Source organism: Rhizobium sp. BK060, from assembly GCF_014193145.1.
Taxonomy (GTDB): domain Bacteria; phylum Pseudomonadota; class Alphaproteobacteria; order Rhizobiales; family Rhizobiaceae; genus Rhizobium.
In genome coordinates, this window is record NZ_JACHYW010000035.1 from 51,503 (window position 1) to 74,017 (window position 22,515).

The 22,515-nt window shown below is 61.0% G+C and carries 24 protein-coding genes; 14 read left to right on the forward strand and 10 right to left on the reverse strand.

Features of this window, described 5'->3' with window-relative positions; all coding sequences use genetic code 11:
- Nucleotides 1-22 precede the first annotated feature (22 nt).
- Nucleotides 23-931 (reverse strand): CHAD domain-containing protein, encoded by a 909-nt coding sequence (locus tag FHT71_RS27660; protein ID WP_183722918.1) that lies wholly within the window; start codon nt 929-931, stop codon nt 23-25.
- Entirely contained in the window at nt 909-1,397 is a 489-nt protein-coding gene (locus tag FHT71_RS27665; protein ID WP_132589111.1) for a CYTH domain-containing protein, read from the reverse strand. The genes FHT71_RS27660 and FHT71_RS27665 overlap by 23 nt, the downstream gene beginning before the upstream one ends.
- A gap of 155 nt (nt 1,398-1,552) precedes the next feature.
- Here FHT71_RS27665 and FHT71_RS27670 point away from each other — a divergent pair, with 155 nt between their 5' ends.
- The 4 genes from FHT71_RS27670 (at nt 1,553) to FHT71_RS27685 (ending at nt 3,988) form a co-directional block, all read left to right on the forward strand.
- Nucleotides 1,553-2,191: a 2-dehydro-3-deoxy-phosphogluconate aldolase gene (locus FHT71_RS27670; protein WP_007802903.1), complete on the forward strand. Its 639-nt coding sequence runs from the start codon at nt 1,553-1,555 to the stop codon at nt 2,189-2,191.
- Between the two features lie 108 nt (nt 2,192-2,299).
- Complete coding sequence (locus FHT71_RS27675; RefSeq protein WP_132589112.1) at nt 2,300-3,010, forward strand: tellurite resistance TerB family protein; 711 nt, start codon at nt 2,300-2,302, stop codon at nt 3,008-3,010.
- 70 nt (nt 3,011-3,080) lie between these two features.
- A complete protein-coding gene (locus tag FHT71_RS27680; protein WP_007802898.1) occupies nt 3,081-3,776 on the forward strand; it encodes a GNAT family protein in 696 nt (231 codons plus the stop codon).
- Nucleotides 3,773-3,988 (forward strand): hypothetical protein, encoded by a 216-nt coding sequence (locus FHT71_RS27685; protein ID WP_007802896.1) that lies wholly within the window; start codon nt 3,773-3,775, stop codon nt 3,986-3,988. The genes FHT71_RS27680 and FHT71_RS27685 overlap by 4 nt, the downstream gene beginning before the upstream one ends.
- Before the next feature lie 16 nt (nt 3,989-4,004).
- Here the strand turns inward: FHT71_RS27685 and FHT71_RS27690 are convergent, their stop codons facing one another.
- The 3 genes from FHT71_RS27690 to FHT71_RS27700 all read right to left on the reverse strand — a co-directional run bounded on the left by FHT71_RS27690 (nt 4,005) and on the right by FHT71_RS27700 (nt 6,703).
- Nucleotides 4,005-5,024, reverse strand: a complete 1,020-nt coding sequence (locus FHT71_RS27690; RefSeq protein WP_245505428.1) for a nickel/cobalt transporter — start codon at nt 5,022-5,024, stop codon at nt 4,005-4,007.
- A gap of 53 nt (nt 5,025-5,077) precedes the next feature.
- The gene (locus FHT71_RS27695; protein WP_183722920.1) at nt 5,078-5,719 is read right to left on the reverse strand and encodes a DUF1007 family protein; all 642 of its coding nucleotides are present in this window, start codon (nt 5,717-5,719) and stop codon (nt 5,078-5,080) included.
- A gap of 90 nt (nt 5,720-5,809) precedes the next feature.
- A complete protein-coding gene (locus FHT71_RS27700; protein ID WP_132589115.1) occupies nt 5,810-6,703 on the reverse strand; it encodes a LysR family transcriptional regulator in 894 nt (297 codons plus the stop codon).
- 568 nt (nt 6,704-7,271) lie between these two features.
- On the opposite strand from FHT71_RS27700, the gene odc2 reads away from it, so the two are divergent.
- Nucleotides 7,272-8,405, forward strand: coding sequence for an ornithine/lysine decarboxylase (odc2, locus tag FHT71_RS27705; protein ID WP_007802889.1), 1,134 nt, complete (start codon nt 7,272-7,274; stop codon nt 8,403-8,405).
- 88 nt (nt 8,406-8,493) lie between these two features.
- Nucleotides 8,494-9,084 (forward strand): N-acetyltransferase, encoded by a 591-nt coding sequence (locus tag FHT71_RS27710; RefSeq protein WP_132589116.1) that lies wholly within the window; start codon nt 8,494-8,496, stop codon nt 9,082-9,084.
- A 128-nt stretch (nt 9,085-9,212) separates the two neighbouring features.
- Here the strand turns inward: FHT71_RS27710 and FHT71_RS32205 are convergent, their stop codons facing one another.
- Nucleotides 9,213-9,347: a hypothetical protein gene (locus FHT71_RS32205; protein WP_007802883.1), complete on the reverse strand. Its 135-nt coding sequence runs from the start codon at nt 9,345-9,347 to the stop codon at nt 9,213-9,215.
- 663 nt (nt 9,348-10,010) lie between these two features.
- Here FHT71_RS32205 and FHT71_RS27715 point away from each other — a divergent pair.
- The gene (locus FHT71_RS27715; protein ID WP_183722922.1) at nt 10,011-11,021 is read left to right on the forward strand and encodes a serine hydrolase; all 1,011 of its coding nucleotides are present in this window, start codon (nt 10,011-10,013) and stop codon (nt 11,019-11,021) included.
- A gap of 102 nt (nt 11,022-11,123) precedes the next feature.
- Complete coding sequence (locus tag FHT71_RS27720; protein ID WP_132589118.1) at nt 11,124-12,278, forward strand: GGDEF domain-containing protein; 1,155 nt, start codon at nt 11,124-11,126, stop codon at nt 12,276-12,278.
- Nucleotides 12,279-12,393: 115 nt separating this feature from the next.
- Here FHT71_RS27720 and FHT71_RS27725 read toward each other — a convergent pair whose 3' ends face one another.
- The 3 genes from FHT71_RS27725 to FHT71_RS27735 all read right to left on the reverse strand — a co-directional run bounded on the left by FHT71_RS27725 (nt 12,394) and on the right by FHT71_RS27735 (nt 15,412).
- Nucleotides 12,394-13,383 (reverse strand): WD40 repeat domain-containing protein, encoded by a 990-nt coding sequence (locus tag FHT71_RS27725; protein WP_132589119.1) that lies wholly within the window; start codon nt 13,381-13,383, stop codon nt 12,394-12,396.
- Nucleotides 13,383-14,495 (reverse strand): GTP-binding protein, encoded by a 1,113-nt coding sequence (locus tag FHT71_RS27730; protein ID WP_007802875.1) that lies wholly within the window; start codon nt 14,493-14,495, stop codon nt 13,383-13,385. The genes FHT71_RS27725 and FHT71_RS27730 overlap by 1 nt, the downstream gene beginning before the upstream one ends.
- A 125-nt stretch (nt 14,496-14,620) precedes the next feature.
- On the reverse strand, nt 14,621-15,412 hold the full coding sequence (locus FHT71_RS27735) for a creatininase family protein (protein ID WP_132589120.1): 792 nt from the start codon (nt 15,410-15,412) through the stop codon (nt 14,621-14,623).
- A gap of 169 nt (nt 15,413-15,581) precedes the next feature.
- On the opposite strand from FHT71_RS27735, the gene FHT71_RS27740 reads away from it, so the two are divergent.
- The 5 genes from FHT71_RS27740 (at nt 15,582) to FHT71_RS27760 (ending at nt 20,143) form a co-directional block, all read left to right on the forward strand.
- Complete coding sequence (locus FHT71_RS27740; RefSeq protein WP_132589227.1) at nt 15,582-16,100, forward strand: MarR family winged helix-turn-helix transcriptional regulator; 519 nt, start codon at nt 15,582-15,584, stop codon at nt 16,098-16,100.
- A gap of 120 nt (nt 16,101-16,220) precedes the next feature.
- Nucleotides 16,221-17,243 carry a LacI family DNA-binding transcriptional regulator gene (locus FHT71_RS27745; protein ID WP_007802861.1) on the forward strand — a complete coding sequence of 341 codons (1,023 nt, stop codon included), beginning with the start codon at nt 16,221-16,223 and terminating at the stop codon, nt 17,241-17,243.
- A 20-nt stretch (nt 17,244-17,263) separates the two neighbouring features.
- Nucleotides 17,264-18,211 carry a 2-hydroxyacid dehydrogenase gene (locus FHT71_RS27750; protein ID WP_132589121.1) on the forward strand — a complete coding sequence of 316 codons (948 nt, stop codon included), beginning with the start codon at nt 17,264-17,266 and terminating at the stop codon, nt 18,209-18,211.
- Between the two features lie 155 nt (nt 18,212-18,366).
- Entirely contained in the window at nt 18,367-19,269 is a 903-nt protein-coding gene (locus FHT71_RS27755; RefSeq protein ID WP_132589122.1) for an adenylate/guanylate cyclase domain-containing protein, read from the forward strand.
- Between the two features lie 199 nt (nt 19,270-19,468).
- Nucleotides 19,469-20,143, forward strand: a complete 675-nt coding sequence (locus FHT71_RS27760; protein WP_183722924.1) for a VOC family protein — start codon at nt 19,469-19,471, stop codon at nt 20,141-20,143.
- 35 nt (nt 20,144-20,178) lie between these two features.
- Here FHT71_RS27760 and FHT71_RS27765 read toward each other — a convergent pair whose 3' ends face one another.
- Nucleotides 20,179-20,958 (reverse strand): gamma-glutamyl-gamma-aminobutyrate hydrolase family protein, encoded by a 780-nt coding sequence (locus FHT71_RS27765; protein WP_132589124.1) that lies wholly within the window; start codon nt 20,956-20,958, stop codon nt 20,179-20,181.
- 296 nt (nt 20,959-21,254) lie between these two features.
- On the opposite strand from FHT71_RS27765, the gene FHT71_RS27770 reads away from it, so the two are divergent.
- The gene (locus FHT71_RS27770) at nt 21,255-22,364 is read left to right on the forward strand and encodes a TRAP transporter substrate-binding protein (RefSeq protein ID WP_183722926.1); all 1,110 of its coding nucleotides are present in this window, start codon (nt 21,255-21,257) and stop codon (nt 22,362-22,364) included.
- Nucleotides 22,365-22,515 lie beyond the last annotated feature (151 nt).

The window sequence follows — 22,515 nt, forward strand, 5'->3', positions numbered from 1 at the left end:
CCGTCTGCGCAATTGGGGCGTTTCAGCTCACCTGAGCTCGCCAGAGCAATTCGATCCGGTCCGCTTCCTCCTGCGGATCATCGGCGAAGGCGTCCTCTGCCCGTTCCAGTGCCGCATGTCGGTCCTCCTGCTGGCGGAAGATGACCGCATCGAGCAGGCGCGCGAGATCGTCGGCATTGGGAAAATGTTGCGGCTCGGCCTCCACCAATGCGCAGAGCACGTCGAGGTCATGGATATGACCGAGCAGATCGATCAGGCTGCTCGTCACCTCGTATTTCGCCTTCATCGCTGCCGGCCAAAGCGGCCGAAGCAGCCGATGGTATGCCCGGTAGTCCTGTGCCCGCTTGCGCAGTGTGTGAAAGGCTTCCGCTGAGGCCTCGGCCTGGCAATGCTCGATGGCTTTCCTCGCCTTCAGCGTTGTCTTGCCCCAGCCCCTGGCGACAAGCTGTGCATTCCGACGCGGGCCGCCGTTGAAGTGGACCTCTTCCAGCGCTGCAATGGCGTCCCTCAGCACCTCCGGCGCTTTAGTGAGCTTCCTGTCGATATCCACCTCGGCGTCGGCCATGTGGTCGCGCCGGCTTTCCAGTGCTGCGACAATGCGGCCAAGTGCTTTCGCCTCTCCTGTGTTGCGGGCGTTTTTCTTCAGGTAGGCGGCGGTCTCGATCAGCGCTGTCGCATCTCGGATCGCCGAAAGAGACATCGCTACATCACGAAGCCGAGCGTTCTCGTGTTCGCGAAACGCCGAGACTTCGCTGGCCACCAGGCGATAAAGGGAGCGCACACGCTTCAGGTTTTTGCGAAAAGCGTGGATCGCCTCGTGCTTGCCCTCTGGTCTTTCTTCAAGCGTACGGATCGCATGAGAAAGCTGGCCGGCAGCGGCCTTCCTGAACTCTGCAGTGAAACTGTGGTCAGGCCGTATGCGAAAGGGCATGCCGATCGTGCTCGTATTCAGTGGCAAGCGCCTGGTTTGAATAGCGGAAATCTCCTGTCACCTCGCGGCCGATCCATGAAGGCAGCGCGGGGTTGTCGCTCTCCGAGCGCATCTCCACTTCGGCGATCACCAAGCCACGGTGCTGTCCGGCAAACACGTCAACCTCCCAGACAAAACCGCCGTGGGGGACGCGATAACGGGTTTTCTCGATGATGATGCCGATCGCGTCGTCAAGCAACTGTTCGGCGTCGGCGACGGGGATATCGTATTCGAATTCCTCGCGGGTCATCGTGCTGCGGCCGATCTTGACCGTCAACCGTGCCTTCACGTTGTCGAGCACGCGCACGCGCACGGACCGATCATCCATCGAGGCGATATAGCCTTGTTTTAAAAGGGATTTCGTCTCCGCTCCAGAGCGCCAGGCATCGCTGTGCACCAGAAACTTCCGCTCGATTTCTTTCGCCATTCCCGGTGAACCTTGTGTGACGATTTTATTACGCTAGCCCAATTTTATCGCCATGGGTACCCATTCTATTCCAAAGAAGGGTTTCGGCTCGACAAAGCTTACCCTTAGGGTTATTTCGGTCCCGAATTCAATCGGTTCAAAAGGATCACGCGGCCATGGGCGAGAAGACAGAAAAGCTCCTTTCCATCCTGAAACTCCAGCCTGTTGTCCCGGTCCTGATCGTCGACGACGTCAAGTCCGCCGTTTTGCTGGCGCGTGCCCTTGTCGCAGGCGGTCTGAAGGCAATCGAGATCACCATGCGCACGTCGGCCGCACTCGATGCCGTCCGCGCCGTTGCCGACGAGGTCGAAGGCGCCGAGGTCGGAGCCGGCACCATCCTCAATGCCGCTCATTGGGACGCCGCGGTCGCTGCCGGCTCGAAGTTCATCGTCAGCCCCGGCGCGACGCAGGAACTGCTCGATGCCGCAAGCGCTTCGTCCGTTCCCCTGCTGCCGGGTGCTGCGACCGCCAGCGAAGTCATGGCGCTGCGCGAAGAAGGCTATCAGGTCCTGAAGTTCTTCCCGGCAGAGCAGGCCGGTGGCGCCGCCTATCTCAAGGCACTGTCCTCGCCGCTCGCCGGCACCGTTTTCTGCCCGACGGGCGGCATCTCGCTGAAGAACGCGATGGACTACCTGTCGCTGCCGAACGTCATCTGCGTCGGCGGCTCCTGGGTTGCGCCGAAGGAACTGATCGCCGCTGGCGATTGGGCCGGCATCACCAAGCTCGCGTCGGAAGCGGCAGCGTTGAAGGGCTGATTTCGGAGAAAACTGCGTTCAATGCAGGCGGATGCTCCACCTGCATTTGGTATTTTCGCTGCCGATACCTATCTCCCCTCTGGCCTCTAGACAGGGAGATGATGAGGAATGTTCGACGCGAAGAAGCTTCTTGAGCAGTTCTTGGGTTCGCAGGTGCCGGGTGTCGGCGGTTCCGTCCGGGACCGGGCGGGTGACGCGGTCCAGATGGCCAAGGACAATCCGTGGAAGGCAGGCGCGCTGGCAACCGTGCTTCTGGGGACCAAGACCGGCCGCAGCATGGCCGGCAATGCGCTTGCTATCGGCGGTCTCGCCGCGATCGCGGGTCTCGGCTACCAGGCCTACAAGAACTATCAGGCAGGGCAGGCACCGGCGACGCCATCCGATGCGCCGCCGCCAAAGACGGCTGTGCTGCCGCCGCCCGCCGAGTCGGGGTTCGGTGCGGCCTCGCCTGCGCAAAGCAACGAATTCGTGCTCGTTCTCATCCGCGCCATGATCGCGGCGGCAAAGGCCGACGGCCATATCGACGACGGCGAACGCGCCCTCATTCTCGACAAGGTCAAGGCCGCGGATGTCAGTGGTGAAGCTGCCATCTTCGTCGAACGGGAGCTGTCGCAGCCGACGGATATCGATGCGCTGGTCGCAGCCGCCGTCACCGAGGAGCAACGGGTGGAGCTCTACACCGCCTCGCGGCTGACCATCGAGCCGGATTCGCGCGCCGAGCGCGGCTACCTCGATCTGCTGGCCGGTCGCCTCGGTCTTCCGGATGCGCTGGTCGACCACATCGAGGCGACGGTTTCCTCTGCCAAGGTTGGTTTGTAAGCGTATCAAACGGCCAGTTGCCTTTCCCGGACGGCTGGCCTAAGCCATGTCTCCTTATCTGGAGGAGCGCATGCGCGATCTATCGAATTTCAAGGGTTGCCCGGAACCCCGGCCGGTGACCCTCAAGGGGCGTTTTGTCACCGTCGAACCCTATGTCCGCGAGCAGCATCTGCAAGCGCTGTGGGATGGCCTCGGCGGCATGGGCATCAACCCGCTGCTGCGTTATTTTGCGCAGCCCGATTTCACCGGGATGGATGATTTCGCCAACTGGCTTCATTCGGTCTACTCCAAATCGGGCTGGCTGACGCACATCTTCCGTGACAACAGCTCCGGCAAGATCGTCGGCATGGCGAACTACATGCGGGCCGATCCGGCCAATGGCGTGATCGAGGTCGGCGGCGTCGCGCACGGTCCCGACATGAAGCGCTCGCCGCTCTCCACGGAAGTTCACTATCTCATGGCCAAGCATATCTTCGAGGCACTCGGCTACCGGCGCTACGAGTGGAAGTGCGATAATCTGAACGAGGCGAGCAAAACGACGGCGGCCCGCTACGGTTTCACCTTCGAAGGCGTGTTTCGCCAGCATATGATCTCCAAGGGCCGAAATCGCGATACGGCGTGGTTTTCGATGATCGATTCCGAATGGCCCGTCCTGAACGCAGCGTTCGAGGCCTGGCTGTCGCCTGACAATTTCGATCCGGACGGCAAGCAGAAGCGCCGGCTGGAGGAGATCCGCGCCGAGATCAGCAAGGAATCAGCCGCATGACGGCTCCGAAATCGGAAGGCCGTTCGCAGGCGATTGCGGCGGCCATCATCCTCGTGGCGGCTGGCCTGGTCCTCTATTTCATGCCGACCATTGTGCTCGCACTCGGCAGCTACTCACCTTATCTGGCGGCTGGCGTCGGCGCCTGCCTGATCCTTGCCTTCTTCGTTGTCTTCTGGCTGAGAGCACGCTATCAGCGCCGGCGCGGCAAGTAGCGCTGCAGGCGTTTGACTAGCTCTGCAGCGAGGCGCCGAGCAGCAGCGCGCCCATGGCAATCACCAGCAGGGCGCCTAGAATTTCTATCGTATTGCCGATCCAGGTCGAGGCGGCAGAGCCTCGGCCTGCGAGCCGCATCGCCGTGCCCTTGGCGGCAACGGCGAGCGTTGCCAGGAGTGCGACTGTTACAGCGGTGCCGAACGACATCGCGATCACCGACAGGACCCCGCCGAGATAGAGGCCGTTCAGCAGCGAGAAGGTCATTACCAGCAGCGCGCCGGAGCATGGGCGCAGGCCGACCGCGATGATGGCCGACCAGGCTTCCCGGATATTGAACTTTTCCGCGCCAAGTAGGGAGGGGTCTGGCATGTGTGATTGGCCACAGGTCTCGCAGGCCATGCCTGCAATGAATTTGTGTCCGGCCTTGAGCGCGTCTGCCTCGCCGAAGGCGTAGCTCGAGCCCTGCTTTTGTTCCTCATTCTCCTTCCAGTCCAGCATCATGCTGACGGGGCCGGAGGAGGTTGTCATAACCTCGCGGCGTGGCATGCCGCCGATGATCCCGCGCAGTTTGCGAAACAGCAGCCAGCACCCGAAGAGGGTGACCATGATGAAGCTGGCGATCTCCATCGCCTGCGTCGCTGCCGTTAGGGTAACGCCGGTGCCGCGCAGCACCAACCACGCTCCGCCGACCAGCGCGATTGCGACCACTCCCTGGAGGAAGGCGGACACGAAGGAGATCGATACGCCCCGCCTCAGCTCGATTTCGTTGGCGATCATGTAGGAAGAGATGACGGCCTTGCCGTGTCCGGGCCCGGCGGCATGAAAGACGCCATAGGCGAAGGAGAGGCCGATCAGTATCCAGAGATGCCACGAATCCTCGCGCATGGCGCGGAGCGCGCCCGTCAGCGCGCGATAGAAGGCCTGCTGCTGCGCGTTCACATAGAGTAGAATCGGTGCCAGCGGGCCGCCGGTCGGCTGGAAGCTCGGTTCCGACGTGCCGATGCCGAGCGGCGACTGCGCATGTGCAACGGCCATGCCCGCGATGAGCGCGAGTGCTATTTCCAGGGCAAGCGGCCGAAGGCGGTGCCTCAGCATGTCACGTCCAGTCGCGTCGCAAAGAGCTTAGACATGTTCGTCCCCGTCGGATCGTTGAAGAAAGCGTCGGTTAGGGACTGCTTGTTCTCGGCGATCACCTGGTCTGCATCCGGGCGAACGACCTGGTGCTTGCAGCTCTTGAAGCTGTCTCCGGCCAGGACCAGCTCGTTGTCGCTCGGAAAGTCGATCGACGTATAGAGCGTCGGGTCGTAGACGCCGAAGGTCAGGCGGCCCTTGAGCGGCATTTTTTCCGCTGGCTTGACCGCGAAGAACATCAGGAGCTGGCCCTGCTTGTAATCCACATGGATCAGATCGGGCTTCCCCACCTTGATGTTCTTACCGTTCATCGTGAGGTTCATGTAGTAGTCGTAGTCGACCAGAGAATCCCGCACGGTCTTGCCGACCTCGGCCAGTTCGTTCGGATCGAGCTTCAGGTCAGCGTTCTTGTCGAAATCCATCACGACGGATGACGAGAAGACCTCGTCGAAGCGCCAGACGTTGCGCAGTTCGGCAACATTGCCGTCATCGTCGGCGACGACCTCCAGCCGCGCCTCGACGAACACGTGCGGGTGTGCAAAGGCGGCGGCTGGCAGAAGCGACAGGAGCGACGCCATCAGGAATGTCGATTTCTTCATGCGTGCTCTTGCTGGGGGATCCCGTTGTTCACCGTGATTCCTCGCCAGAAAATGGGACGGAATTGGGACCAGCGCGGAGCGCCCGGCCGATCAGGGGTGCTTCCTGAACCAATTGTGAAGATAATCGACGAAGATTCGCACCTTGGCCGGCAGATAGCGCCGGTGCGGATAAACGGCATAGATGCCGCGATCGGTCGGAATGTAATCGTTGAACAGCGTCACCAGCTCTCCGTCTTCGATCGGCTTGCGGGCGATGAAATCAGGGATCAGCGCAACGCCAATGCCGGCAAGCGCCGCGCGCAGCGTCGCATGCGGGCTGTTGACTTCCATGGGGCCGGCGACGGCAACCGCGAAGGAGCTGTTGTCCGGATTGTAGAAACGGATGCTGCCCTGACTGCGCGAGTTGGTGTCGATGATGAAGGGGACGTTCGAGAGATCCGAGGGGTGGGCGAGATCGGGATGACGCTCTATGAAATCTGACGTTGCGCAAAGATGGACGCGGAAATCCGAAATCTTGCGGGCGATCATGCCAGAGTCCTCGAGCTTGGTCACGCGGATCGCGACGTCGAAGCCTTCCTCGATCAGATCGACGAACCTGTCGTCGGCCGCGATATCGAGGGCGAGATCGGGGTTTTCCTTGGCGAAATCGATCAGCGATTGTCCGACATCGGCATCGACAAAGGTGCGTGGCACCGAGATCTTCAACCGGCCTTTCAATTGCGCATTATTCTCGCGCACGAGATCGGCGAGGTTGTCGATCTCCTTGAGGATATCGGAAGCAGTACGATAGTAGGTGTGACCGGCTTCGGTCATGGAGAACTGGCGGGTGGTGCGGTTCAGCAGCAGGGCACCGAGTTCGTCCTCCAATTCACGCACGTATTTGGACAGCAGCGCCTTGGAACGGCCGGTGCGCCGCGCCGCGGCCGAAAAGCCTTCTGCTTCAACGACATCGATGAAGGCGCGGATGCGGGTGAGTGTGTCCATGGCTGATGTCTCCGAGCGCGTCGAACCGGCAGTCAAATCAATTGCTTGCTTGCCGTTTCACCACGTTGAACAAATTGCGGTGTATTGTTCAATTATTTTCTGCCGGGAGATGCGAAAAAACCGCTTGATTATGACGGTGAATATTCCTATCTCGTGGTCAGCCCAAAGTCGCACGTGCCCATGGGTGTCCGCCGAACCCTCGAATTGGTGAGGAAATCGGTAAGGTACCTGGAATTAACCCCTCCAGTCGCTATTCCGGCCAACCGGAAAATGCGAGGACGCCTGAAGCAACGACGGTGCGGGCCTTTTTGTTCTCTCCCTGCTTTCCATCAGCGGGGGTTACTGAAGAGGCACACCTTCATTGCCGGAAGTGCGGTTGGGATTCTCCCTCCAATCCATGGCAGACAAAGCCGGATCCATGTCGCTTATGCGGCGTTGATTCATCATTTGCGCGATCCAAGCGCTTGCTAAGGTTCCGGGGTCTCCACCGGCTGGTTCCTATGCGAGTGATTGGTTGCCCTTTGTCCTCCGGGTTTCCCGGAGCTCTGGAATTGGAAGAGGGATTGATATGACCACCCAGCGCATCCGCGACTTTCTCGCAACCCGACGTCCCGATGGTCCCTGCCTCGTGGTCGACCTCGACGTCGTGCGCGACAACTTCTCTGCTTTCCGCCATGCGATGCCGGACAGCGCGATCTACTATGCCGTCAAGGCAAACCCGGCTCCTGAGGTCCTGAAGCTGCTCGCCGACATGGGTTCCAACTTCGATTGCGCGTCTGTCGCTGAAATCGAAATGGCGCTCAACGCCGGTGCGACCGCTGCCCGTATTTCTTACGGCAATACGATCAAGAAGGAACGCGACGTTGCCCGCGCGCATGCGCTCGGCATCAGCCTCTTTGCGGTCGACAGCCACGAGGAAGTCGAGAAGATCTCGCGTGCCGCTCCCGGCGCCCGCGTGTTCTGCCGCGTTCTGACGGATGGCGAAGGTGCTGAATGGCCGCTATCGCGCAAGTTCGGCTGCGTGCCGCAGATGGCCGTCGACGTTCTTGTCTACGCGCACCAGCTGGGCCTCGAGTCCTACGGCGTATCGTTCCATGTCGGCTCGCAGATGACCAAGGTCGATGCCTGGGATGCGGCGCTTTCCGATGCCAAGCGCGTCTTCGTTCAGCTGGCCAAGCAGGGTATCCACCTGCAGATGGTCAACATGGGCGGCGGCTTCCCGACCAAGTATCTGCGCGACGTTCCGTCGGCGGAAGCTTACGGTCGTGCGATCTACCAGAGCCTGCGTGATCACTTCGGCAACCAGATTCCGAAGACGATCATCGAGCCGGGTCGCGGCATGGTCGGCAACGCCGGTGTCATCAAGACGGAAGTCGTGCTGATCTCGAAGAAGTCGGACAACGACGCTGCCCGCTGGGTGTTCCTCGACATCGGCAAGTTCGGCGGTCTCGCCGAAACGATGGACGAAGCCATTCGCTACCCGATCCGCACCGAGCGCGACGGCGACGAAATGGAGCCTTGCGTAATTGCCGGCCCGACCTGCGATTCGGCCGACGTGCTGTATGAAAAGAATCTCTATCCGCTGCCGATCTCTCTTTCGATCGGCGACGAGATCCTGATCGAGGGCACCGGCGCCTACACGACCACCTACTCGGCGGTCGCGTTCAACGGCTTCGAGCCGCTGAAGGCCTACGTCATCTAATGGAGCTCGCCCCGTAACCAGCCGGGGCGGCACTCTCACAATTCATATCAATCGCCGCTCATAACGGTTTTGGGTACGGGAGGCCACGATGGCCGCTGTTCTTGATGCTGTCCGCGCATTCTTTGCGCCTTCTGTTTTCACCATCGACGCCGAAAATGCCGGCGATGTCGTGGCGCGCGAGAATTTGCTCGATCGCGTCATGGGCCCGAACCGTCGCAAGAAGTCGTCGGAGAAGATCCGCCGCGGTCGCGTTCCGGCGGAAGGTCTGGCGCTGGTTGCGCGTGATCGTGACGGCCATGTCATCGGCACCGTGCGTCTGTGGAATGTCGAGGCTGGCGTCAATGCCGAGGGCGCGCCGATCAATGCATTGCTGCTCGGACCGCTGGCAGTCGATTCCAGCTTCGAAGGCAAGGGCGTCGGCTCGGCGCTGATGCGCGCTGCCGTTCTGGAAGCGAAAAACCGTGGGCACGGTGCGATCCTGCTCGTCGGCGATGCCCCTTACTACGAGCGGTTCGGCTTTTTTGCCGAGAAGGCTCAACATCTCGTCATGCCGGGTCCCTTCGAACGCTCGCGCTTCCTGGCGCTGGAGCTCACCGAAGGCTGGCTTGACGGTGCTGCCGGCATGATCGTTCCCTCGGGACGGATGCTGGCAAGCGCGCCGGTCCGCAGGGCGGCGTGATCGGCACAGCCTCTCCCCGACGGGGAGAGGCCTTTTTTCCCGGTTTCGGAAATCAAGTTTAGAGGCGCCGGAAGACCGGCGAACGCGTAGCCTAAACTTTTACGACTGCTTGCCCCCTTAGGCTTCGATCACTTCACGACGCTTGCGTCGATCAATTGTGTTCCGGCAGTCTGAACGACATTTTCAGGTATAGCGGCGATGAAGAACATCGTGAAAGCATAGACCGCGAATATAGTCGCTGCGGCAGTGGCCCTTAGAATCATTCATGCACTCCTATTCTCAGGAGTTCAATGTGGGCTCAAAAAGTGGCTTTCCAAAGAGTTTTCTGAACGCCAGATGAACAAAAAACTGTGAGAGCTAAAATTAATGATATTTTAGCAACACCTGAGTTTCGGCGCGGTGAGTATTATATTCATGGTTTGTTCTCGTGGATCTGCAATTATTTCAATCATTTAGATGAAAATTTCGGCAGAAGTTTTCCGCGCGCGGTGCAGGCTGATCTATGATCGGCTTGTCGTCGGGCAGGGAGCCGGGTTCATGAACCGTGCGTCCACCGTTCATATTTCTGCGCTCGACGGCGGCCGCAGAAGGTGGGTCTCACGCCGTCGGGGCGGGTAATCCAGCCGGAGAAGCCAGGTCGGGAGACGTTCCTGCCCGTGCTGGTCAAGCCGGCAAGCCGGATGCGGTCGGGCAGGCGGAGCAGCCTGACACATCATACAGCAATACCTCAGCCGTCTGCCCATCCCGTTGGGTTGCCGTCGCGGAGCAATGGCTCAACGCGGCACTTCGGCTTGCCCCGTGAACGCGGCTATGCCTGCAGTGTCGCTTCGCGATCGCCGACGGCGGCCGACCATAAACTTTCACGTCCGCGTGAGCCGCGCCGGGCGAGCGATGATTTCGCGGCGCGCCTACGCTAGTTCAGCGGGATGATCACGCGCCTCGCTTTTTTCGTCGTTCTTCTGCTGTCCCCATTTGCTGCCGTCGCGCAGCCGGAGAATGACCGGACGGCGGTTCTCCTCGGGAGGTTATCGTCACGCGCGGATTTGAAACCGCTGAAGACGGTGATCGTCGCCAGGGATGGGCGGACTGTCGCGGAGCAAGGCTATCGCGGCCACACGGCGAGCGAATCCGTCAACATCAAGTCCGCGTCCAAGTCGATTGTCTCCAGCCTCGTCGGCATTGCAATCGACAAGGGGCTGCTCGCAGGGCCGGAGCAGAAGATTGCATCCATTCTGAAAGCCGACCTGCCTGCCGATCCCGATCCGCGGCTCAACCAGATTACCATCGGCAACCTGCTCTCCATGCAGGCGGGGCTTGGTCGTCTGTCAGGTCCGAACTACGGCCGCTGGGTCGCCTCGCGCAATTGGGTGCGTTTCGCACTTGCCCAGCCTTTCGACGACGAGCCCGGCGGTCAGATGCTCTATTCGACCGCTTCCACTCACCTTCTCTCGGCGATCCTGACGAAGGTCGGCGGGAAATCGACGTTGGCTCTGGCTCGCGAATGGCTCGGGCCGGTCGACGGTTTCCGAATCGGCGCGTGGGAGCGGGATCCGCAGGGTATCTATCTCGGCGGCAACCAGATGGCGATGACGGCTCGCTCGCTGCTGGCTTTCGGCGAGCTCTACCGCAACGGCGGCAGGACGGCTGACGGCACGCAGGTGGTACCGGCGGACTGGATCGCGCAGTCGTGGCAGCACCGCACCAATTCCCGCTTCTCCGGCGACGACTATGGCTACGGCTGGTTCTCGCGGCAGATCGGCGGCGAAGAGGTCCACTTCGCCTGGGGTTACGGCGGCCAGATGCTCTACATCGTGCCCTCATTCGGCATGACGGTCGTGATGACATCGGACGAGAGCGGCCCGTCCGCACGCACCGGCTACCGGGATGCCCTGCACGGCCTTTTGGCCGAGATTATTGCAGCCATTCGCCCAACCTGATGAGCGATTTCGGCCCATCGTTAAAAAGCGAGCGAGCTGTAAAAACAAAATTCAACAGCGCGGTTATAAGGTGCGCCGGCCATAGGTTGGAGAGCGCCCGAAATGATACTGGACCTGAGAACGATCTACGTCGTTTCGGCCATGACATGCCTCGTGCTCGGTAGCGTGCATCTCGCGGCGTATGGGACCGGCCGCTTTGGACGCTGGCCGGCATGGTGGGGCATCAGCAATCTCCTGATCGGTATTGGCTCCTTGTGCGTTTCGCTGCGGAATTTCGTTCCCTCGTTCGTCTCCCTTGACGTCGGCAACGTCGTGACAATCGCCGGTTACCTCCTGACATTCGTTTCCGTTCGCGTTTTTGCGGAGCGGCTTGTCGACAAACGCTACTGTGCGCTTGCCGTTGCCGGCGTCAGCTTGCCCGTTCTGCTTTTCACGGTCGATCCCGCCACGGTGTCAGCCCGTATCTTCTATGTTTCAATCGTATGCTGCCTCTGTGATCTTGCGATCTTGCGGGAAGGCGCCGCCATTCACCGGCGCGAGAAGCTGTTCTCGGCCGGGCTGCTTGCCTGGCTCTATGCGCCGACCGCGGCGATCTTCCTGGCTCGTAGTCTGTTTGCGGCATCCGGCCAGATCGCCGGACCGGGCGCCTTCGGCGATAGTGTTGTTCATGGATGGATGGGTGCCACGGCGGTGGTCTTCTTCGCTCTGCGCAGCGTCGTGATTGTCCTGATGGCCGCCGAGCGCAGCAGGAACAAGCTCATCGATCTGGCGCATCGTGATCCGCTGACCGGCGCGCTCAATCGCGGCGGTCTGGCCCAACGCCTGCCATTCAAGCGAGCGCAGTCGTTTGCGCTGCTCGCCATCGATATCGACAATTTCAAACAGTTGAACGACCAACACGGCCATGTGTTGGGCGACGACATATTGCGGCTCTTTGCCCGAGTGGCGCAGACGATGTTGCGGCCCAGCGATCTGCTGTCCCGTCAGGGCGGCGACGAGTTCCTGGCCGTTCTGAAGGACATAACCGATGCCGAGGCGGTGCAGACCGCCGAAAGCATGAGGCTGGCGTTTTCAGCGGCCGTTGGGCAGGTCCCGGGGCTGACAGTCTTTCCGACCCTCAGCATCGGCGTTGCCACTTCCGGCGAGACAGATGTCGATTTCGAACAGCTTCTGCGAAAGGCGGATGAGGCGCTATATGCCTCCAAACGCCGGGGCCGAAACCGCGTCGAAGCGTCGGAGGGTGAGCAGGCCGCCTGAGCAGTGTGCGGTGGCGGCGAGGCCTCTTCGCAAAAGGTGACGAGGCACCACTGCCCTTGCGGAGCCTCGGCTATCCCTCACCTCGAGCCGGTATTTTTGGGCGGCACGCTCTTGCCTAGGCTGCGATATCGACCACGCCACAATCGCCGGCTTCGGACGCGAAGGCCAGCAGCTTGCCGTTCTTGCTCCAGCTCATCGAGGTAATCGCGCCCTTGCCAGGGCGGCGCAGCAGCGCTTCCTTGCTGTCGGCAATGCGCACAGCGAGGATCATGCCGTCGATGAAACCGATCGCCAGGATGTCTTCGACAGGGTGGAACTTCACCGAGGTCGCCATGATGTTGGCGCGGGTGCCGAGTTCGAGCGGTGCCTTGCCCATCGGGCCGTCCTTGCCCTGGAACGGCCAGACGATCGCGGCCGGCGCGCCTGAGGAGGCAAGCCATTTGCCCTTCGCCGACCAGGAGAGCGATTTCACCTTGGCCGGGTAGCCCGTCATGCGCATGTGGCGGGTCTCGGCGCCGGCCTTGGCGTCGAGCTTCCAGCCATGCAGCGCATTCTCCTGCATCATGGTGACGAGGAAATTACCATCCGGCGAGAAAGTGACGCCGGTGTGGGCGCCTTTCCATTCGAGATCGACGGGCTTGGCAGCGGTCCCGACCCAATGCAGCGACACGCCATTATAGCGCGCAGCGGCAATGCGCATGCCCTTCGGGGCAAAGGCGAGGCCTTCGACGGTGCGCTCTTCGGTAAATTCCTTGGTCGTGCCGTCGGCGAGGCGCACGAAAGCGCTCTTGCCATAAGAATAGGCGACGGCGCCCTGCGGGCCGGCGGCAAGCTGCGAAATCCACTTGCGCGGCGCGCTGGCAAGCTCGGTCACGCCGGCGTCGGCCGCGATGCGCAGCACCTTGCCGTCCTCGCCGCCGGAGATCAGGCTCTCGCTGTAGGGATCTCGGATGCAGCTCAGCATGCCCTGATGGGCTTCGCTCACCTTCTCGCCGCCATCGAGACGGTGGAAGGTGCCGGCGGCATTGGCGAAGAAAGGGGTGTCACCTAAAAATTCGACGGCCAGGATATGGCCGTCGAGATCGAACGGGGCAACTGTCGGCATCAGGCTGCCGCCTCGCACGCCTTGAAGGAGGCTTCGAGCTTTTCGCGATCGAGTTCGCGGCCGATGAAGACGAGCCGGGTCTCATGCTTCTCACCGTCCTTCCACGGGCGCTGGTGATCGCCTTCGACGATCATGTGCACGCCCTGCACGACATAGCGTTCCGCATCGTCCTTGAAGGCGATGATGCCCTTGAGGCGCAGGATGTTCGGCCCCTGCGTCTGCGTGACCTTCTGGATCCAGGGGAAGAACCGTTCAGGGTTCATTTCACCGCCGCGCAGCGAGACCGACTGCACCGTCACGTCATGGATCGGCGACATGGCGCCATGATGATGGTGGTCATGGTCGTGATCATGGTGGTGATGGTCATGATCGTGGTCGTGATCATGCGCATGGTGATGATGGTGGTCATGATCGCAATCCGGACCGCAGACGTGATCGTCGTGGTCATGATCGAGGAAGTGCGGATCGTTTTCCAGCGCGCGCTCCAGATTGAAGGCACCCTGATCGAGAACACGTGCGAGATCGACACCGGAGCGGCTCGTCTTGTAGACGCGCGCCGAGGGATTGATGGCGTGGACGATGTCTTCGATCTGCGCCAGCTCTTCCGGTGTTACGAGGTCGGTCTTGTTGATCAGGACGACGTCGGCAAAGGCGATCTGGTCTTCGGCCTCGCGGCTGTCCTTCAGGCGCAGCGGCAGATGCTTGGCGTCGACGAGGGCAACAACGGCGTCGAGTTCCGTCTTGGCGCGCACGTCGTCATCCATGAAGAAGGTCTGGGCGACCGGAACCGGATCGGCCAGGCCCGTCGTTTCAACGATGATGCCGTCGAAACGGCCGGGGCGGCGCATCAGGCCTTCGACGACGCGGATCAGGTCGCCGCGCACGGTGCAACAGACACAACCATTGTTCATTTCGTAGATCTCTTCGTCGGATTCGACGATGAGGTCGTTGTCGATGCCGATCTCGCCGAACTCGTTGACGATGACTGCATACTTCTTGCCGTGGTTCTCCGACAGGATGCGGTTGAGCAAGGTGGTCTTGCCGGCGCCGAGGTAGCCGGTGAGAACGGTAACCGGAATTGGCTTCTGCTGGGTGGGGATCGCGTCGGTCATAAGAACCTCGAGAGATGGCACGCCCGGGGGCGGGGCTGAAAATTGGTCGGTCACATATAAGGAGTTGCGAGCGGCAGTTCAAAGGGTTTTGTATGTTATAAGATCACATCGCGACGGGATGGTTTTCAATCAAGCTCTGCTGCGTCGAATGCGTCGACGTCCTGCAGCAGTTCGACCAACCCCTTTACGGAATGTGCAATCAGTGCCTCGCCTTTTTCCGCTGTCGCCAGCGATGCGTTGCCTGCCACGCCTGATGGGCTGAGATCCGACATTTTCCATCCGAAGGCATGTGGGCCGTAAGCACGCAAATGTTTGAAGCGGGCGGCAAAGTCGGACTGGCGGGACGGGAAGTCAGCGGCCTTGGTCACGTCGACCTTATCAGGGTGAAGCGCCAGCATCACCGACGTCTCGATGTCGCCGCCGTGGATGTCGATCGCTTTTGCCTCGGGCGAGATGATACCGGCGGGAACGCCGAAGCGTGTCCAGCTCGTCGCCACCGCTAGCATGTTGAAACGGACGCGAGCTTCCGTCGCAACGATCGTCATCAACGGCGAGTTGCCGCCATGGGCATTCAGCATCACCAGTTTACGAATGCTCATGTCGGAGAGCTTTCGGGCAATGCCCAGCCAGCGTTCGATGGCCTCGCCATATGTCAGCGTTTGCGTGCCCTTCACGTCCATATGCTCGACCGAGTAGCCGACATTTTCGGTCGGTAGGAACGTCACCGGCAGGGCGGCGGGAAGGGTGGCCTTGAGCCGGGCAACGATGCCCTTGGCGATCAGCGTGTCGGTCTCGAAGGGCAGGTGAGGGCCATGTTGCTCACGCGCGCCGAGCGGCAGAACAGCGATCCATCGGCAGCGGTCTGCGGGCGGCAGGTTCGGATCGTTATCCTCGAAGTCGCGAGAAGGCTCCGTCATCCGGCTAAGACCTCTTGTTTATGACGAAATGATGCGCAATGTCATAACGCAGCGTTCTCAATGCTTAGCGCATAACCCCTTAAATCGAAATCGATTTAGGGGACACTATTATGAATGTTCTGGCTCCCTTGCACAGGCAAGGTGCGTGCAACGCAGCAAAGTCAAAGGGATGGCGATGGGGAAGAAGCACAAGGACGGAAAGAAGCAGAAGTCCAAGAAGAAGGACCAGACCGAATATACAGTCGTCGATCTTTCGCCGGCTTTGACGCAGGCGGCTCGGTCGATGCGCACCGTCTTGTCGCGCAACCTCCTCGAAAGTGGCCTCTATGCCGGCCAGGACGGCGTGATCCTTCTGCTTGCCGAAAGTGACGGGATGACCGCCGGCGGGCTGGCGCAGAAGCTTGGCGTCAAGGCGCCCACGATGACACGCACGATCGGGCGCATGGAGGCGCAAGGGTTCCTCGAGCGCAAGGCGGATGCCGACGATGCCCGCCTGACCAAGGTCTATCTGACCGAACTTGGCCGCGGCAGTGTCAAGGCAATCGAAATGGCGTCCTCGGCCTGCGACCGGATGGCAACCCAGGAATTTTCCGAGAAGGAAATCCGCAATCTTGTCCGTCTGTTGAAGGCAATCGACGGCAACTTGCAGTCCGCCGCCATTCCTCTCGATGAGCCTGAGGAAATCTGACAGATTTGTGAAATTACGAATTGCCTCGCTGCGTTTAATCTTTTAATTAAACATTTTAATAATGCTCGACTCTTCTGATGTCGGGCGCATGAAAAACCGCGCGTTGCCTGGGGAGGACACGTGGCTCAAAAGATAAAGCTTTCGACGATCGCCGAAACGCTCGGCATTTCCACAGCAACCGTATCTCTTGCCTTACGTGACAGCCCGCTCGTGGCTGGCGCCACCCGAGACAAAATCAAGGAACAGGCGCGGGCGCTCGGCTATATCTACAATCGCCGCGCTGCCAGCCTGCGGACGTCCCGCTCCGGCATCATCGGCGTCGTCGTGCACGACATCATGAACCCGTTCTATGGAGAAATCCTGAAGGCGATTGAAAGCGAGCTCGATCGCAGCCGGCACACCTTCATTCTGTCGAACCATTACGACTCCGTCGAAAAGCAGCGCACCTTCATCGAAACGTTGCTGCAGCTCGGTGGCGACGGCGTCATCATGTCGCCGGCAATCGGCACACCACCGGAGGATATGCAGCTCGCTGAAGACAACGGCATGCCGGCGATCCTGGTTGCCCGCTCGTTGGACGGATTGGACCTTCCGACCTATCGTGGTGACGACAGCTACGGCATTTCGCTCGCTACCAACCATCTGATCGGCCTTGGCCATCGGTCGATCGCCATGATCGGCGGCACCGACCAGACGTCCACGGGGCGCGATCGCTATCAAGGCTACGTCAACGCGCTGCGCAAGGCCGGCATCGAAGTGGATCCGGGTCTGCGCATTCCCGGCCCACGCTCGATGCAAGGGGGCTTCGAGGCAGCGGTGCATTTCCTGTCGTTACCGCAAAAGCCGACAGCCGCCGTCTGCTGGAACGATCTCGTCGCGATCGGCCTGATGAACGGCATCGCCCGCGCTGGTCTCGTTCCGGGCAAGGATATCTCCGTCACCGGCTATGACGATCTCGAGGAAGCGTCGATATCGATGCCGGCGCTGACGACGGTCTGGAACGGCCAGGCGGAAGTCGGACGTCTTGCAGCCCGCGCGCTTCTCGATCGCCTGGCCGGCAGCCACGAGCCGGACGGCCTCCATCTCATCAAGCCCGAGATGCGCATCCGCCAGTCGACCAGCCCCCACCGTCCGCGCTCGTAAGCAAGCCAAGAGGAAATGCCATGTCCCGCATCGCTGTTCTCGTTCCCGGGAAGATACACGAGCGCGTCCTGACGCGCCTGAAGGAGAGCTTTGACGTTATCGAAGCCAATCCGGCGACGCTTGACGCGCAGGCCGCGGGCAAGATTCGCGGCGTCGCCGTCTCGGGCGCGTTCGATGCGGCTGCGATCGACGGCCTTCCGAATGTCGAGCTGATCTCCAGCTTCGGCGTCGGCTATGACGGCGTTGATGCGAAGCACGCGGCCACTAAGGGCGTGATCGTTACGAACACGCCCGATGTGCTGAACGACGAGGTCGCCGATACTGCGATCGGGCTGTTGCTCAACACGATCCGCGAACTCCCGCGTGCGGAAAATTGGCTGCGTGCCGGTAACTGGAAGCCAGGACAGAACTATCCGCTGTCGCGTTTTTCCCTGAAGGGGCGGCATGTCGGAATCTACGGTCTTGGCCGCATCGGCCAGGAGATCGCCAAGCGCCTGGAGCCCTTCAAGGTGAAGATCAGCTACCACACCCGCACGCGCCACGCCGATGCGCCATACGGCTACTATCCGTCGCTGAAGGATCTCGCCGAGGCCGTCGACACCCTGATTTCCATCGTCCCGAAAACCCCGCAGACCCACAAGACCATCAATGCGGAAATCCTCTCCGCACTTGGCCCTGACGGCGTTTTCATCAATGTCGGGCGTGGCTGGACGGTCGATGAGGATGCGCTTGCTCACGCCCTGAAGTCCGGAACCATCGGTGCCGCAGGTCTCGACGTTTTCTACGACGAGCCTGATGTGCCGGCTTCGCTGCTCGATCTGCCGAACGCCGTGCTTCTGCCGCACCTTGCGTCAGGCTCGGTGCCGACGCGCAATGCGATGGCGGATCTGGTCGTCGATAATCTCGTTGAGTGGTTCGCAAAGGGCAGACCTTTGACGTCCGTGCCGGAGACGCCGCCAAAGGCGTGAGGCCCCATCGACCGGTCCTTTGAGGGCGGGCGAAACGGAAGCTTGCGGCACGGCTTGAACGAAGCGGAGTGCGCATACATCTATCAGGATGCCGGTTCTGTTCACTGCAACCGTGCCGGGTCTCGCTGATCGAACATGGTTAGGAACGAAGCGTCATGAACGAAATGCGACGCAAGCTGACGACCATCTTCTCTGCCGATGTTCAGGACTATACGCGGCTGATGGGCGCCGACGAGGAGGGTACTCTCGCCATGCTCAAGTGGTCGCGCGATGCGATGTCGCGCCTGATCGGCGCGCACGGCGGCCGGGTGATCAATACCTGGGGCGACGGCCTGATTGCCGAATTTCCGAGCGTCGTCGAAGCGGTGCGCGCTGCCATCGACGTCCAGAACGAGCTCGTCGGCATGAATTCTGCCCGGCCGGCGGAGGGACGGATGCTCCACCGGATCGGCATCAACCTCGGCGATGTCATCGCCGAGGGTGACGATATTTATGGTGATGGCGTCAACATCGCCGCCAGGCTTCAGGCCTCGGCACCGGCCGGTGGCATCGTGATTTCCAACACGGTCTATGACCAGGTCCGCAACAAGGTTGCGGTTGGCTTCGACTTTCTTGGGCCGCTGACGGTGAAGAACGTCAGCGAGGCGGTGCCGAGCTATGCTGTGCGGATTGGAGACGACGTGTCGACAGCGCCCGCGCCACCGGCTCGTCCGCTACCCGCGGCTGCCGCGCCCGAACCGAGCCAGCCCTTTGGTCCGAGGGTGCGGAAGATTGGCGGCGTGTTCGCGGTTATCGCCATCGCTTTGATCGCGATCAATCTCGTGTCGTGGCAGGGCGTCTTCTGGGCCGTATGGCCACTTCTCGGCCTTGCCTTCGTCTCGGCGATGGCCTGGGTCCGCAAGCAGAGCCGTTTTGACCAGCGAATTGCCGGATTGGTCGTCATCGGCATTGGCATCGTCATGATCAATCTGCTGGCATGGCATGGGGTGTTCTGGGCGATATGGCCGCTCCTAGGCTTGGCGGTCACCGTCGGCCTGCGATGGGCCATGCGAGGGTAAAGGCCAGAGCTCCTGCTCTCGCTTCTCTGCCTATTCGAATAGTCTCATCAGGCCCATGGTCACTCTATCGCCATCCGGCAGGGCCAACGATCTGCCGCGCGCCCGCATGGGACAAATTGATTCGACTGCCTGTGACCGCTGTGATCCACTCGCCAGGTCTTATTGCCAATCTCAAAGTATCCAAACCAGGGAGCTGAACATGGGCAATACTTCTGTGCAGAGCGAGACTACGGTCAGGACTCCGGCAATGCGGACGGCCGACATGAAGCTTGAGGTCATCGTCGTCCCGGTGTCGGACGTTGACCGTGCCAAGCAGTTTTACGCCAATCTCGGTTGGCGGCTCGACGCCGATGTCGTCACGGGCGACGATTTCCGGGTCATTCAATTCACGCCTCCGGGTTCGCCGTGCTCCGTCATCTTCGGCAAGAATGTGACGGCCGCCGCGCCCGGTACGGCGCAGGGGCTCCATCTTATCGTCTCCGACATCGAGGCGGCTCGCGCCGAACTTGTGAAGTATGGCGTAGACGTGAGCGAGGTGTTCCATGATGCTGGCGGCGTATTCCATCATGCCGGCGAGAATTCCCGATTGACGGGACCGCATCCAGAACATCGCAGCTACGCCTCTTTTGCGTCGTTCAGCGATCCCGATGGCAACGGCTGGCTGTTCCAGGAAGTGACGGCGCGATTGCCTGGCCGAATAGACGCCGACGAGACGTTGTTTGCGTCGTCAACCGATCTTGAGGCAGCTTTGCGCCGGGCGGCGGCCGCCCATGGAGAGCATGAGAAGCGCATCGGCAAGCACGATGATGACTGGTCCACCTGGTATGCGGCGTACATGGTCAGCGAACGGGCAGGCCGGCCCCTGCCATCGTGAGTTGCTCGATGACGCGTCGGCGATTTGCGGGTCGATCAGGCGGAGGTCTTTTCGGCCGCTTTTGAGAGTTTGGCTGCAGCGTAGCCCCTCACCGCATCGCCGAAGGCGGTGAAGATCTGGTTCGATGGCTTGTCGGTCTCAGCCCAGTATTCCGGATGCCATTGAACCCCGACCGCAAAGGCCGGAGCATCGGTCACGGACACGGCCTCGATCGTACCGTCTTCGGCCACCGCCTCCACTTGCAGGCGCGGCGCGGTCTTGGCGATGGCCTGGCGATGAAGAGAGTTCACCCTAATCTCGCCAGGGCCGACGATGGCCGCGATGCAGGAGCCTTCCTTGACGAAGACGCTCTGGCGGATCGCGTACTTGCCGTCACGGTCCACCTCGGCCGGCGTGCGGTGATCCCATATGCCCGGCTGGGTCTGGATCTCGCTGGCGAGCGTGCCGCCCAGTGCGACGTTGAGCTCCTGAATGCCGCGGCAGATTGCGAGCAGCGGAATGGCGCGGTCGATGGCGCGGCGGATCAGCGGCAGGCTTGTGGCGTCACGCGCGATATCGAAGGGCCCGTCGGCGTCGGTCGCCGTTGCGCCGTAATAAGACGGGTGCACGTTGCTGGCCGAGCCCGAGACGAGAACGCCGTCGACGCGGTCCAGAATCGCGTCCGTGCCGTAGCCTTCCTCGAACGCCGGAATGATGAAGGCCATGACGCCGGCGGCGTTCAGCGCAGCGCGGACATATTGATGCTGGACGGCGTGCCATGTGGCACCGTCGAAGGTGCGGATATCGGCAGGAACGGCGACGATCGGCTTCGTCATTTTAACCCCGGTCGGTAGATGCGGTTCGTTATTGTGAGAGCCGAGAACGGCTTGGAAGTCAACGTCTCGGCGCAATCGCGGGCGGAATTGCGGCGCTGTCGGCCGGTTGCTCGGGCGTGTCTTGCCTAACTCGCTGATTTTGATGCAAATGCGCTTGGCGCCATATTGCCGTCGTGATGCCAAAGACTAATGGGACAGTGCTTGAAACACGGTCGCCACCGTGCTTAGGTTCCCGCCATTGCTGCGGGCAGAGACGAGGGTTCACCTCGCAGCACCATCTATACGGGAGGTTTTTGATGGATCGTCGTTCATTCATGAAGAAAGCAGGAACCGCCGGGGCCGGCGCGGTCGCTGCTGCGGGTACATTGGCGGCGCCCGCCATTGCACAAGAGAACCCTAAGATTTCCTGGCGCATGACGTCGTCTTTCCCAAAGAGCCTCGATACGATCTATGGCGCGGCGGACGATATCTCCAAGCACCTTGCCGCAGCGACTGATGGTAACTTCACCATCCAGCCCTTTGCCGCAGGCGAAATCGTTCCGGGCCTGCAGGCGGCTGATGCCGTCAGCGCCGGCACGGTCGAGGCAGCGCATACCTGCTCCTACTATTTCGTCGGCAAGGATCCGACCTACGCGATCGGCACGGCAATCCCGTTCGGTCTCAACGGACGCCTGACCAATGCCTGGTTCTACGAAGGCAACGGCAACAAGCTGATGAACGAGTTCTACGCCACGCAGGGCATTTACGGCCTGCCGGCGGGCAATACGGGCGCTCAGATGGGCGGCTGGTTCCGCAAGGAAATCAATACGCTTGACGATCTGAAGGGCGTCAAGATGCGTATCGCCGGTCTTGCCGGTCAGGTCATCAGCAAGGTTGGCGTCATTCCACAGCAGATCGCCGGCGGTGACATCTATCCGGCCCTCGAAAAGGGCACGATCGACGCTTCCGAATTCGTCGGCCCGTACGACGATCTGAAGCTCGGTCTGCACAAGGTTGCGAAGTACTACTACTATCCCGGCTGGTGGGAAGGCGGTCCGACCGTTCACGCCTTCTTCAATCTGGAAAAGTGGAACAGCCTGCCGAAGCACTATCAGGCGGCGCTGACCGATGCCTGTGCCTTTGCCAACACCAACATGATGGCGAAATACGATGTGAAAAACCCGCCGGCGCTGAAGCAGCTGGTATCGGAAGGCGCGACCCTGCGGCCCTTCAGCCAGGACATCTTGGAAGCTTGCTTCCAGGCGGCCCTCGGCATCTATGCCGAGATTTCGGCATCCAACCCGTATTTCAAGAAGATCTACGAGGATCAGACCGCGTTCAAGCGCGATGCCTACCTCTGGGCGCAGCTGTCGGAATACACGTTCGACACGTTCATGATGATCCAGCAGCGGGCCGGCAAGATCTGAGCGCTGGCTCAGGCCGAGACAAGAAAAAGCCCCGGATTTCGGTCCGGGGCTTTTTTGTTGGTGCGCCAGGCATGGCGCGTGGTGGGAGGGCACCGTTTGACCTGGATGGTATCCGGTCGATGACTTGGAGGTGCAAGTCCTCTGCGGGCCC